We start from the raw sequence: 14,732 nt of genomic DNA, 5'->3' as shown, positions 1-14,732 counted from the left end.
GAAGTAATACTTACATGACCATAAAATAGTTTGTAGAACTTGTTGGTAACCATTTTTAGAACTCTCGAGTAGTGATAATGGATAAATTTCGTATAAAAGGTCCAACCCGGTTAAGTGGTGAAGTTACTATTTCTGGAGCTAAAAATGCTGCATTACCGATTTTATTTGCTGCTTTGCTTGCTGAAGATCCAGTAGAAATACACAACGTTCCAAGGTTAAGAGATATAGAGACCACCATCAAACTGCTCAGAAAGTTAGGCGTTAAGGCCAAACACAATAACGCAGTATATTTAGATTCCAGTAAAGTTAATGTGTATTGCGCTCCTTATGACCTGGTAAGAACTATGCGAGCTTCAATTTGGGTTTTAGGACCTTTAGTAGCACGTTTTGGAGAAGGCCAGGTATCACTACCAGGAGGCTGTGCTATTGGTGATCGACCAGTCGATTTGCATATTACCGGTCTTAAAAAACTAGGCGCTCAGATTAAAATAGAAGATGGTTATGTTAAAGCTTCTGCACAAGGTCGTCTAATAGGTGCCCACATTGTAATGGAGAAAATCAGTGTTGGTGCAACAGTAACTATCATGGTCGCAGCCACACTAGCTAAGGGCACCACTATTATTGACAATGCCGCACGAGAACCAGAAATTGTTGATACTGCTAATTTCTTGAATATTTTAGGAGCAAAAATTACCGGCACAGGCAGTGACTGCATAACGATTATAGGCGTAAAGAGACTAGGTGGTGGTGTTTATCGCATTTTACCTGATCGTATTGAAACTGGAACCTTCCTAATAGCAGGCGCTATTTCTGGCGGTAAAGTGATCTGTCGGGCCTCGCAGCCTAATACTTTATGTAAAGTATCTGAAAAGCTACGTGAAGCTGGAGCAGAAATCCAAGAAGGAAATAATTGGATTAGCCTAGACATGCATGGAAAACGACCAAAAGCAGTCGATGTTGCTACCGCGCCTTATCCTGGATTTCCAACTGACATGCAAGCTCAGTTTAGTCTACTTAATTTCATTGCTGATGGGTCTGCAAAGATCACTGAAACTATTTTTGAAAATCGTTTTATGCATGTTCCAGAGCTTTTGCGCATGGGGGCAAAGGTTTCAATTAAGCATAGAAACACCCTGATTTGTCATGGTGTGCAAAAACTATCAGCAGCACCAGTCATGGCTACTGATTTGCGTGTTTCAGCCAGCCTTGTGTTAGCGGGATGTATTGCTGACGGTATTACCCTAGTAGATTGCATTTATCATATAGATCGTGGATATGAATGTATTGAGCATAAATTAATTGCATTAGGAGCGAATATTCAGCGCATAACAGATCAGAATTCAGTAGACACCAACGATCAGTAGACAACCAGCAGACATGATTAGACCTAACAGAGGTGGCCACTGAAGGCCACTGTAGGATGCTAGTTTCTATACTTATTATTGTATAGCTATCTATCAATGTAATTGATCACAAAATGCATTTAGTACAATATGTAAGCAGACACACTGTATCTTCATACGATATCTTGATACAATTCCCTATATTTTAATTAGAAGGAGTTATCGGCCTAAAAAATACACTTTGTATCAACCTAGCTTCTAATGATTAACCATTAACACTATCTACTTTCTAGTTATAGTTTGTATGTCATGCACATTAGTATTAGTACGTTGATCTTATGTTGATTATGAATACATACCGTATCATTCTTTATTTAATTATAAGGTATGTATTCATACGTTATCTATTTAAAAGTCAGCGAACTCGGATAACTGCAAACAAAATTTACCGTTCATTTTAACTGGCCGTTTAAAAAAATCAAATTATACATCTCAAGAGAGCAGTCCAGTCAGTGGTCTTGATTATTAACATGAGCAATACTACTAACGTTCTTATCTGTCAGTATATAAAAGCACATCAGTCATTTTATTATCATCAGAAATAATTAATAGACGCTACAGTTTTTGCATCATGCTAAAACAGAACATTATACAAAATTCCAGTGTACCGCAGAATGTTTTATCCTTAGGTACTCTTAATAGGCCTATAAGATAGGATCAATGGGTTACCATAAAAGATGCGTTACTATAAAACAGAATCTATTAATATGTTTATATAAATGCTTGCATTACTTTATGGTCAACTCTTACTAGAGTACTCTCTATAGATTTATGACAGTATGCTCTGAAAACAATTTAATACAATCATACAAATAATTCATTTATAAAAATTAATTATGTAGTAGAAATATCTAAACATCGTCTATATGCATATATTACATAGACAAATAAATTTATTCATTATTACGTAATAATTGATTAATACTTGTTTTATCAAGAGTCTGAGCATCTACCGTCTTCACGATAACAGCGCAATAAAGATTGTGTTTTCTATTTTTTGATGGCAGACTACCTGGAACGACGACAGAACCTGCTGGGACACGCCCATAATATACCTGGTCGGTATCACGCTCATAGATTTTTGTGCTCTGCCCAATATATACCCCCATAGATATTACTGAACCAGCTTCTACGATTACTCCTTCAACGATTTCTGAACGTGCTCCGATAAAGCAATTATCTTCAATAATGGTTGAGCTTTTTTGTAGTGGCTCTAGAACTCCGCCGATACCAACACCACCGGATAAATGTACATTTTTACCAATCTGTGCACATGAACCAACAGTTGCCCATGTATCGATTAATGTACCTTCATCAATATATGCACCGATGTTAATATAAGAAGGCATTAAGATAGTGTTACGAGCAATATATGCGCCATATCGTACAGCTGCCGGTGGTACAACTCGTAACCCTGCTTTTTTAAAACAGTTAGCATCATAGTTTGCAAATTTCATAGGTATTTTATCATAACTAGGATTTGCTGAACTACCCATAACTTGATTTTTTTTAATGCAAAAAAAAAGTAATATTGCTTTTTTTACCCATGCGTGAGTGATCCACTGATGGTTAATTTTTTCAGTAACACGAAGACTGCCTTTATCTAAAAGATCTATAACATCATGAACTGCTTCACAAGTAATTTTATCAGTATTTTTTTTGTTAGTAGCGCATCGGTTTTCAAAAGCATCTTCGATAAATTTTTGTAACTGCTTCATAAATATTTTAGCTCAGATTATTCTCTTGCTTAATATTGCTAAAGAACACTTGATAGTACGTAAATTCAAATGCTATTCTTCTGTATATTGCTAGATCATATTAACTTCATTACTTTTATTTTTTCCACACGCTCATTGTATGATAGTTTTACATAGATGATAAAACTAAATAGATTGTGTGATATATAATTAGAGAAAATCTAGAACACTCGAAATATTTGAAACTATATTGTAAACTATATAAATAGATTCATACTGTTAGTAGCTCAGAAATAAAATCTTTACATTAGCAAGAACCTTATAATATTCAGCAATAGATCTTTTAGATTCACTGCTAAGCGTGTTGGCATGATTATTAGTAAACAAAAATTTTAGAATTTTATGACTTGATTTACTATCCAAGTTAAATTTAAGCTAGCATGCTTTTACATATAATTCAACCATATAATCTATATATTATAACAAGACGTTAAAATATATAGATTATACTAAAAATTTTAGATTAATCGATTGACTATAGGTCATACGCAAGTATGTAACATGTCTTTGCATTATCACTTTTAAGATTTTTTCAACATGAATCGATTCAGATACATTTCGTGAGAGATTTTGCAGTAGCATTATTCGAGTAGTACACATTAGAGTAGTTCATATAAAATAAAAAATGCACAGTGAATTTATGGATAACTTGTGGATATTTCTTAAAAACGTTGATAATTAGAAACATCTTCTTACGCTAACCTCTAGCGTAACAAATATAATGTAATCATTTAGAGAAGAATTTCTGGTATCTACAACTTATACTAAACTTATACTACTTGATATAGAACAAGGATATAGAACGAATCCTGGCATGCAATCTCTGATATTAGAATATTGGGTAGACATTATGGTATACATTGCAAGTGTATACATGATATCCAGGTCAATTGTGTATAATGAGTGGGTTGATACACTCATTCTAAAATTTTTGACAATGATTTTAACAATAACCACCTTTAACAATGACTAAAAAGGGTTATTTTTATCAAAGTATTTTTATCAAAGTATGTAGGCATCTCTATCCCCACTGAGTCACAATATACACGCAAGATTATCAGAGGCGTCAAAGAAAAATAAGATCACTTGTGATAAAGTGATACAGTAATAAAGCGATAAAGCAATAAATAATATGGAATATTATTCCAGCAGCAACTTTTTATAAAAACTCAAGATATTATTCAAATAACCAGCACATATTATGTTGCAAAATGATACTAAACAGTCTCTATATAATACACTCTCTATATGAAAAAATAATAATACATGTCACAGAACATATTTCATATATAGTTAAGCAAATACTACTTAAATTATTAATATTGATATTTACTAGAGAATAAAAAAATGAGCATCTCAACAAAATGAGAATCCTATTCATGTATAGAGTGTGTACGATGCTATATAGCATTCTATTTAAATTGCATACTACTATAATAACATTATTAACGTCAATCCAAACAGTAAATTAATCCTGTAAATAACTTTTAATTTTGTGAAAAAACTTTGATATATTCGTCACAGAGTTTTATTTTTAATAATGGTGAACCACAACAGCTAAAAATGCTCAATGTAGGAAAACTACTTAATAACTACTATCATCGAGTAAGAAAACTAAAAATTTTATATTTTAACTAAAGATTATGTAATGATACATACGTATAATGCTTGCATTATAGATTAACATCTGTAACCATATAAACTATATATTACTAATGAGTAATATGATAAAATTTTTAGAGAAACCACTCGAAATATAATAATATTCAATATTGTTTTGTAGCTAATAAGAGATATGCTCACGACATAAAATATACAATTCTGTCAATGATTGGCGGTGAGAGAGGGATTCGAACCCTCGATACGTCTCCGTATACACGCTTTCCAGGCATGCTCTTTCAGCCACTCAGACATCTCACCAAAAGTTATTCCATACATCTTATCAGAAACCTATAAGATTAGAAATAGCTTGACACAATCACAAAACTTATAAAAAGAAACACTTTATGTGTTAAACTACCTATACTTGATAGTAAAACTTTTATTTAGCGCTTATTATTGTAATGTTTCTGAATGCTGTAGTTGGCACGACTTGACAAATGCATTCAGATATATCAAGTTTTTTCTAAAATATATTATCTAATCTAATATCATAACTAAAGCTACTTAATGATCATTGAATGATCGACATTCCTAATAAATTAAAAAACTTCTCAGGTGTCCATTTTTTAATAAGATCCATCTTCACTTAATTGCTATTTGTACCATCATGTGTAGCAAAAAATATAATTTATAAAAGTTTGATTGTATTTTTCTTATAAACCATTTGCGCTGCACTGTTAAATGACTGAAATTACGCACATCGTAACGAATAATAACATCCAAAAAAAAACTTTTTTATCTATGTAATGAAAAAACCTCAGGAAAAATCTATAGACTCCATATCGTATGTTACATACGTATGTATATTGTATGTATTGCATACATACAATACATACAGTAAAATTTACCAAACATTAGCTTATGTACGTATATGATTATACGATCGTTACTTTTAGTAATAGCTATGCGTCCTATTTTATACTAAGATAGCGCATAGCTGTTAAATATAAATCAGTTGACTAATTTTATATGTAATCAGTATATTATATATAAGGCATACTGTATAAGGCATACTGAATCGATCATGCGCATAACAAGATTCTGAGTATTGAGTGAATAATGCTATCGCTATATGTAATCTGTACTACCATATTGTAATTTATCTACCATAATAAGTTTATTATGGTATCAACCAAGATTGCTTGAATAATTTTAATCTCGGCATGCTATGCATTGCCATTGTATAAATCAAAATATTCTATCTTGATATATTACACCTTAAAATATCAATAGCTATTTTATTTGTATAAAAACAATTAGCTTTTATCTTTACAGTTATCTCTTTGTTTTTTTAAGCAATTGCTCTACAGGAACAGTGTTCTGTTTGAGATCAGATAGATATCTATTATCAAGGAATTTTCTGATCAAACATTTTATGAATTAATGACACAATCCATTTCAAGCGCACTTTAGGATCTGATAAGTTACACCTAAACCTAATACGTGTTGGGCTATCTAAAAACCAAGAGTGTGGTTCTTTTGCTAAACAATCTATAAACCATCTCGTATCAACCTGATTATTTGTATCTAGCTCAATCCATCCTCCTTTTTCATGAGCTTCGACTTTTCGTATTCCAAGTTGTGTGGCTAATATCCGTAAGGCTGATATCTCTAGCAGCGTGTGAACACTATCTGGTAATAATCCAAAATGATTAATTAATTCTATCTTAATATTTTTTATCAAACTTAATTCTTTCGCGTTCGCAATGCGTTGGTAGAATGACAAGCGAGTGTTTACATTAGAAATAAAATTACTTGGAATCAGTGATGGCATCTTAAGGTCAATCTCAGTCTGACTATGAATTAAGTCTGCTAAAGATGGTTCTCGTCCTACTTGTAAAGCATGAACAGTATTCTCTAATAGTTCAGTATACAACGAAAAACCAATACCTTCTATCTGGCCACTTTGTCCTTCACCGAGTAATTCTCCCGCTCCCCGGATCTCAAGATCGTGCGTAGCAAGCGCAAGACCCGCCCCTAGATCTTCTATAGCAAGAATAGCTTCTAGGCGTTTCTGTGCATTAATAGTCATTGCTTTTGGATTTGGGGTAAGCAACCATGCATAAGCCTGATGATGGGAGCGACCAACACGTCCGCGTAGTTGATGTAATTGCGCAAGACCAAATCGATCAGCACGCTCGATTATAATCGTATTAACGCTCGGTATATCTATACCAGTTTCAATAATAGTAGTACACACCAATACATCGAAGCGCTGATGGTAAAAATCATGCATGACTTTTTCTAGTTCACGCTCACGCATCTGCCCATGGCCCAGTGCAATACGAACTGCTGGAAGCAATTCAGACAATCTTTTCGTAACTGTTGCAATACTGTCAATATCATTATAAAGATAGTACGCTTGACCACCACGAAGCACTTCACGTAAAATTGCTTCATAGACGATTCTCTCATCATATTCGTGCACAAAAGTTTTTACTGGTAAACGACGAGCTGGAGGGGTAGCAATTATTGATAGATTACGGATGCCATGCATTGCCATATTTAAAGTACGTGGAATTGGAGTAGCAGTTAACGTTAAAACATCAACGTTAGCCCGCATTAATTTTATACGCTCTTTGTGACGAACACCAAAACGGTGCTCCTCGTCAATAATCAGCAAACCCAGATCATGCCATGTAACTTTCTTTTGCAATAATTTATGAGTTCCGATAAGAATATCTACTGTTCCTACGAACACATCTGTTAAGATCTGAGACTCCTCTGTATCCGTACGAAATCGTGATAACATCTTAATAGAAATTGGCCAATTAGCAAAACGATCCAGAAAATTATCATAATGCTGCTGAGCTAAAAGAGTAGTCGGTACCAGTACAGCTACTTGTTTATGGTTTATCACCGCTAAAAATGCAGCACGCATGGCTACTTCTGTTTTACCAAAGCCTACATCTCCACAAATTAAACGATCCATTGATACAGGTCGACACATATCTCTTAATACTTCATTAATAGCTTGTGCTTGATCAACAGTAGTAAGAAATGGAAAACTTTGACAAAATAACTGATACTGTTCTAAATCTTGTTTAAATGAAAACCCAGTCTTTGCTGTGCGCTGCGCGTAAATATCCAAAAGCTCTACCGCTACATCTTGCACTTGTTCAGCAGCTTTCTGACGAATTCGCGACCAAGTGTCTTTACCTAACTTATGCAATGGCACATCTGAGCCAGAACCTCCAATATAAGGACTAATTAAACGCAATGACGATATAGGTACATACAACTTTGAATCTTCTGCATATATAAGAACAAGGTATTCAACTGCAATACCGTTCGTTTCTAAAGCAATTAACCCCATATAGCGCCCAATACCATGTTCGATATGTACGACAGGCTGACCTAGAGACAACTCTGATAAATGTCGAATAAAAACTTTAGAATTAAAATCGTAAGGGGTTCGTTTATGGTACTGAGTAAGGCTGTCACCCAATAAGTCTCTTTCGCAGATTAAGGCGCGCTTACGCCTGTGATCAATAAAGCCTATTTCACTAGCGGAAATTAATAAATAGTTACCAGAACTTTGTGCTTGTGATAATGAATGAATGATTGTCAATTTTTCTACAATGCAAGCTAAGCGTTCTTGTAGAACTTCTCGACGCCCTTCGCTTTGTACTGAAAATACTACCTGTCCTTCAAAGGAGTTTAAAAATTTTTGTAATCTATCTAACGGTTGTTTAGATGCTTTTTCACTCTTAAAAACTGGTAAAGGGGCATATCCTAAATTAGTATTACAGGGATTCTCTTGCAATCGTTGAGCACTGAGTCGCATGGATGGCCAATTTTTAAACTCGCGCAATAATTCATCGCTACTAAACCATAGGCATCTAGGCGATAGCGGAGGTCGCATTACATTAGCATGGTGAACCTTATAACGACGCTTCAGATCTTTCCAGAAACGCTTTGACACAATCTCTACCTCACCAGTAATGAGTATTAGCGTATTCATTGGTAAATAACTAAATAATCCCGGTAAAGGCTCTTCAAAAAATAATGGCTGCCAGTATTCAATACCAGCAGGCAACATACCTGTTTTAACCTGCTGACACATATGACTCGATTCACTTTTAATATTAAAATTCTGAAACCATTGCTTAGTGAAGCATGCAAATGCATCATTATCTACAGGAAATTCATACGCTGGCAGCAACGCGATTTCTGTAATTTCTTCCGCAGCAAGTTGAGTGTTAATATCAAACAAATGCAAGCTATTAACCTGATCATGAGACAAGCTCATACGACAAATCTTATGACCGCCCATAGGATAAAAGTACCAGAATTCCCCATCATTAGAACACTCACCAGGTTCCATTACATAATGAACACTGCGATATCCTATTTGTTTTAGTTGAGTCAAAAATTGATCATGAGTTAATTTTTGACTAATTTTTATTGCACATATAGTATTTAATAGAAAACTATAAGGACATACCTTCTGCATTAAGGTATTAACAGATAAAATCAGTATGCCGTGCTTTAGCGTTGGCAGTTTGTATAACAAAGATAAACGAGAAGAGATAATCTCTTTATCTGGAGAAAATCTATCAAACGGCAGGGTCCCCCAATCGGGAAATTGCATTACTATTCGCTTAGTGAGTCTTTTAATTTCTTCACATAGGAGCTGTGCATATTGTATATCTTGTGTAACAATCATTACTGGACCATGATGACGTTCAGATATTTCAGAACATTCAATAGCATAAGCCGCACCGGTTAGTTGTCCTAGCTGCCGCTGGTCACCCGCTTGAAACGGTAAATCATAAAAATAGAATTCTGGCATAATTAGTTGTATACTTTTTAAGTAAAAACATCAGTTATTTTGGTAAAGTATTTACCTCAGGTACGTTAGTAAAACACATCTCTTTATATTAGATGGAGAAGCAACAATAATAATATATAATAAGTAAAATTTTTGATGTTCAGAGTGTAATGAAGCAATCAATGCAATTGTTATGTCTTCTCGCTGGTCGTATACAAATTAACACACTATCTTTTAAAGCAATTTGCTCTTATCTTAATACCCTAGATTACATCATCTGTATCTATTAGGCGTACAGATTGCCCTTCCTATATTCATAGGCAGTCTTGTTGATTTTTACTACGCACCCCCTAATGTGTACTTATGAATCTTACGAGCCACATTCTGATATGCGTAATAATATCTTACTATCTTAGCATCTGAGTATCTTAGTATCTTAGTATCTGAGTATCTGAGTATCTGAGTATCTGAGTATCTAAAATTTTATTACGCTCATCAGCTGTGCATGTCTCTTTTAGTGCCTCATAAGGTATGAGGCATGACTCCCCTTTGGGGAGATTGTTAACAATCTATTTATTATTAAACTAAAGCATAAATCTTTTTCTGGTATAATCTATGATTATTATACTATGTCTTCTATTTTTATTAATGAACAACATTAGGTTCCATACATTACATTGCACAAATTTTAGTAACTATGACACAGACTTTAGTAAATATTGCTCTTCACGATAATCGACTCTCTTGATTGATTTTATAACTACATAACTCCACAGATAAACTATCAAGTCTCTATTTAGCTTGCATGCAGATCCTTATGGTAACATTCAGAATATATATAAATATATGTCCATTGACAATGCATCAGTCTCTAATACTTAGTATTTTTGTCTGTACGCCTTGTTGATGAGCATCCTTAGTTCCGTTATTACCAACTAAAGCATTCTCCTCAAGAATGAGGTTACGCCACTCAATATCTAACGCATGACGTTGTAAAAATAACCGCTCGCGTTGAGCAACGCATAATCGTGTTTGGTATGTAATGTGTACAACAAAAATCGCAGACATTAGTATCATCATTAAAAGAGATATGGCCATCTTTCCATGATGCATTAAATCTATAAAAATGATCTGAGGTAAGCTATATCTTTTGTTTTGCATACTCTAGATACGCTCTGCAATACGCAGAATGGCACTGCGGGCCCGTGGATTATCAGAAATTTCAGTGATATTTGGCATAATTTTATATAGAGATTTTAGATAGAGCCTTTCTAATTGATTAAGCTGAACTTCTGATATCGGCAATCCAGATGGTACCTGTGGTCTGTTACTGTACTCTTTTATAAAATTTTTTACCAAGCGATCCTCTAAGGAGTGAAAAGTAATAACCGCAAGACGACCCCCGGGCTTTAAGAGTTTTAGCGTCCCTATAAGCACCTGTTGGATTTCTTTTAGTTCATTATTAATCACTATACGAATAGCTTGAAAGCTACGTGTTGCGGGATGTTTGGATTTTTCTCTAAATGGAATGGCGGTATAAATTACATCAGCTAAATCTTTAGTGCGCATTATCGGAATTTTACTATTTCTCTTAACAATAGCACGAGCAATACGTTTTGAAAAACGCTCTTCACCGAAAGCTCTTAGTGCAAAGGCGATCTCTTCTTCTTTTGTATTAAGCAACCATGTTGCCGCTGATCGGCCATGAGTGGGATCCATCCGCATATCTAATGGTCCGTCCCTCATAAAAGAAAAACCACGTTGAGCATTATCGATTTGTGGTGAAGACACACCCAAATCTAGCATGATACCGTCAATTTTTCTTGTCAATCCACGCGTTGTAATATATTGGGCCATTTCAGAAAAAGGACTGTGGACAACAGTAAAACGAGGGTCAGTAATCTGAGACGCAGAAACGATTGCCTCTGGGTCACAATCCATGGCATATAGACGCCCTTTCGTTCCAAGATGCGATAAAATTGCACATGAATGCCCACCGCGCCCAAAAGTTCCATCAATATATATGCCATCCGGCTTTATATTAAGCCCGATGACTGCTTCGTTAACTAAAACTGGTATATGTTTTAAAATATTCTTCATGGAAATCTTTTAGTTTTTTACAACCTTTAATTAGTAAAGAGGTCGTATTGAGTAATCTTGCATCTCAATTTATCCCATAATATTCTTTGATTATTATATTTTATCTTAAGATTACAGATCTTAATAGATCGATAAATTTAAACCATTTTGCTAATTAAATCATGCAATTTACCAAACCAGTACAATATATAAAAACGTAAGCAGTAAACCTGATACTACTAAAACAGTATATCTATTGACTTTAGGTGTATATCTATAAGATATCTATCTTTGTATTATCTTCACTATACTGAACTGTAAGTGCTTATATTATATAAGCACGATACTATCGTGAATACTACTGACAGAAAAGTACATAAGATCAATTGCAATACCTCTAATTAAATAAGCCATAAATATGCCCAATGATTGAAAATTGACCTTTATTCATGCATGCTACTCTATCTATTAGATTATTCTACTCTATCTCTTAAATAATAATGATTGACATATCCTTTAATAGATAAAGGACCTATTTTCCATATGAATCCGCTACATCTCCCGTCTGACTCATTGATTAGTCCATTAGTTATGCTTGTAGTCTCGCATAGTAAGATCAATGCTTGAATTCCTAGTATTATATTAACTGATAGCCGCCACATATTGAAAATTTTCCATATATCACCTTTCACGCTGAATCTTAGGTAAGATGGGATGATTTTTGTCAACAATAGACTAAAACTTTTTTAAGCTATTTTACAGCGTAAAATTATACTATCTAATGATATATTAACAGACTCTTAAAAAATAAAGTTTTTATTCAGACTTATCACTGGTTAAAAGAAATATAACTCTATACGGCATCAATATTCTAATCTCAGCAGAGCTTTAAGCGCTGACTGTACTACTGTTAAAGTTATTTATAATAAGAAAACTATACATAACGCCTGTCCATTTAGAATAAATCGTCTGCTCAAAATAGCAAATGACGAATAAATAACTGACCCCATAGTCGAAGGTTAATCATGGGAAGATATCTGTCATAATAGGTATTATTATGATATCTTAATCTATATAACAGTGTTCACGTAATATGATGTTATCCCAATGACTTGTTGCATTAGCAAATATCAAAGATAAAACATCCTGCATAGAAAAACACAAGTTATTTTTAATATGAATTAAAACAAAAGAAGTATCATAACTATATAAAATAATCAAATACAACCATAGTAGCAATAAAAAGTGTTTCTTTAACCCTTCATACTAAGACGATGCACAAAACAAATATTTTCGCATAAGATAAAATTAAAAATTTATAAAGATAACCATGAATTTTTATTTAAAGACTGTGAGTGTTACAGCGAAAACAAACCATTAATAGTTATGTTGAGAATATATAAATACTACAGTATAGAACTCTGAAAAGAAGAGCTCTGACACTAGTAGATAGCGAACTGGAGAAGCTTGTTTAAAATACACGAATCGAAAATCTTATATACAAATCAATTTATAACTCTATAAAGCTAACCCGATGAGCAGAAAGCACGGTACGCTTCATATAATTACAAAAAATATCGTTGTTAACTAGGAAAACACATGAACATTACAGTATTTGGTATTGGTTATGTCGGTTTAGTGAAGGCTGCTATTTTAGCTGAAGTTGGGCATGATGTACTTTGTATTGATATTGATACTATAAAAATTAAGCGCTTAAAGCAAGGGAAAATTCCTATTTTTGAACCCGGTCTGACTCCGCTCATTGTTAAAAACTATGAAGCTGGGCGCTTACAATTCTCTTCTTATGCAGAGGAAGGGGTTCATCATGGATTAATACAAGTGATTACTGTTGACACACCATCAGCAGCCGATGGTTCACCTGACTGTACAAACGTTTTCTCTGTTGCGCATATGATTTCTAGATATATGAATAACTACAAAATAATTCTAAATAAATCAACTGTTCCAATCGGGACCACAGAAGATATTCGTTGCTTAATTAAAAAAACTTTGGAACAACGTGGTATAAAATTAACATATGATGTAGTATTTAGCCCCGAATTTTTAAAAGAAGGCACAGCAGTTACCGACTGCATGAATCCAGAACGCATTATTATTGGGGCTAGCAACACAAGCCCGCTAAAATTTCTATATGAACTTTATCAACCTTTTAACCAGCATCACAACCGCATACTCCTGATGGATATTCGAAGCGCTGAGCTCACTAAGTATACTGCAAATTGCATGCTTGCCACTAAAATTAGCTTTATGAATGAAGTTGCTAACCTAGCAGAGCTCCTTGGTGCTGATATTGAAAAAGTACGTCAAGGGATTGGTTCCGATTCGCGAATTGGGCATTCATTTATTTATCCTGGCTGTGGTTACGGCGGATCTTGCTTACCAAAAGATGTGCGAGCCTTAATACAGATTGCTAAAAAACTTGGATATGATCCATGTTTATTAAAAGCAGTAGAAGATGTTAACGAAATTCAAAAATATAAACTATTAACCTTTATTAAACATCATTACAAGAATGACCTGAAAGGCAAGACTTTTGCTCTGTGGGGTCTCTCTTTTAAACCTAATACCAATGACATCCGTGAAGCTTCTAGCAGAGTTATAATAGAAGCATTATGGAAATTTGGCGCAACCATACGAGCTTATGATCCAGAGGCAATATCAGAGATAAAACGCATTTATGGTTTCCGTAATGACCTAAAACTTATGGCTAATAAAGAGCTAACTTTACAACACGCAGATTCTCTTATCATATGCACGGAATGGAAGGATTTTCGAATGCCTGATTTTAATCTGATTAGAAATATATTAAAAGAACCAGTAATTTTTGATGGACGTAACTTATATAATCCAGAACACATGAAACAACTCGGATTTATTTATTATGCTATTGGCCGTGGAGAGTCTATTCGAAAATCACTCGATACTGTATTGGATAGTAATAAAAATAACTAATCACTACTACACTACTACACTACTACACTACTACAGATACCATTTTAACTTTAAAGACTATACCAAAGATTGTATAAATACATA

6 protein-coding genes and 1 tRNA gene are annotated in these 14,732 nt (G+C 34.0%); 2 read left to right on the top strand and 5 right to left on the bottom strand.

Annotation, left to right across the window (positions count from 1 at the left end):
* Positions 1-77 precede the first annotated feature (77 nt).
* Entirely contained in the window at positions 78-1,364 is a 1,287-nt protein-coding gene (murA, locus tag CIPSTX3056_RS01055) for a UDP-N-acetylglucosamine 1-carboxyvinyltransferase (RefSeq protein WP_072666116.1), read from the top strand.
* Between the two features lie 932 nt (positions 1,365-2,296).
* Here murA and dapD read toward each other — a convergent pair.
* The 5 genes from dapD to rsmH all read right to left on the bottom strand — a co-directional run bounded on the left by dapD (position 2,297) and on the right by rsmH (position 11,696).
* Positions 2,297-3,121, bottom strand: coding sequence for a 2,3,4,5-tetrahydropyridine-2,6-dicarboxylate N-succinyltransferase (gene dapD / locus CIPSTX3056_RS01050; protein ID WP_072666115.1), 825 nt, complete (start codon positions 3,119-3,121; stop codon positions 2,297-2,299).
* Between the two features lie 1,871 nt (positions 3,122-4,992).
* A tRNA-Ser gene (locus tag CIPSTX3056_RS01045) sits at positions 4,993-5,080 on the bottom strand.
* Between the two features lie 1,090 nt (positions 5,081-6,170).
* Complete coding sequence (gene mfd, locus CIPSTX3056_RS01040) at positions 6,171-9,617, bottom strand: transcription-repair coupling factor (RefSeq protein WP_072666114.1); 3,447 nt, start codon at positions 9,615-9,617, stop codon at positions 6,171-6,173.
* Positions 9,618-10,460: 843 nt separating this feature from the next.
* Entirely contained in the window at positions 10,461-10,757 is a 297-nt protein-coding gene (ftsL, locus tag CIPSTX3056_RS01035) for a cell division protein FtsL (protein WP_072666113.1), read from the bottom strand.
* Between the two features lie 3 nt (positions 10,758-10,760).
* A complete protein-coding gene (gene rsmH, locus CIPSTX3056_RS01030; protein ID WP_072666112.1) occupies positions 10,761-11,696 on the bottom strand; it encodes a 16S rRNA (cytosine(1402)-N(4))-methyltransferase RsmH in 936 nt (311 codons plus the stop codon).
* Between the two features lie 1,578 nt (positions 11,697-13,274).
* Between rsmH and CIPSTX3056_RS01025 the strand changes: the two genes are divergently transcribed.
* Complete coding sequence (locus tag CIPSTX3056_RS01025; protein ID WP_072666111.1) at positions 13,275-14,648, top strand: UDP-glucose dehydrogenase family protein; 1,374 nt, start codon at positions 13,275-13,277, stop codon at positions 14,646-14,648.
* Positions 14,649-14,732 lie beyond the last annotated feature (84 nt).

The organism is Candidatus Erwinia haradaeae (assembly GCF_900698965.1).
Taxonomy (GTDB): domain Bacteria; phylum Pseudomonadota; class Gammaproteobacteria; order Enterobacterales; family Enterobacteriaceae; genus Erwinia_E; species Erwinia_E haradaeae_A.
Note: the sequence above shows the minus strand (reverse complement) of the source record. Positions and strands in the feature narration are given on the sequence as shown.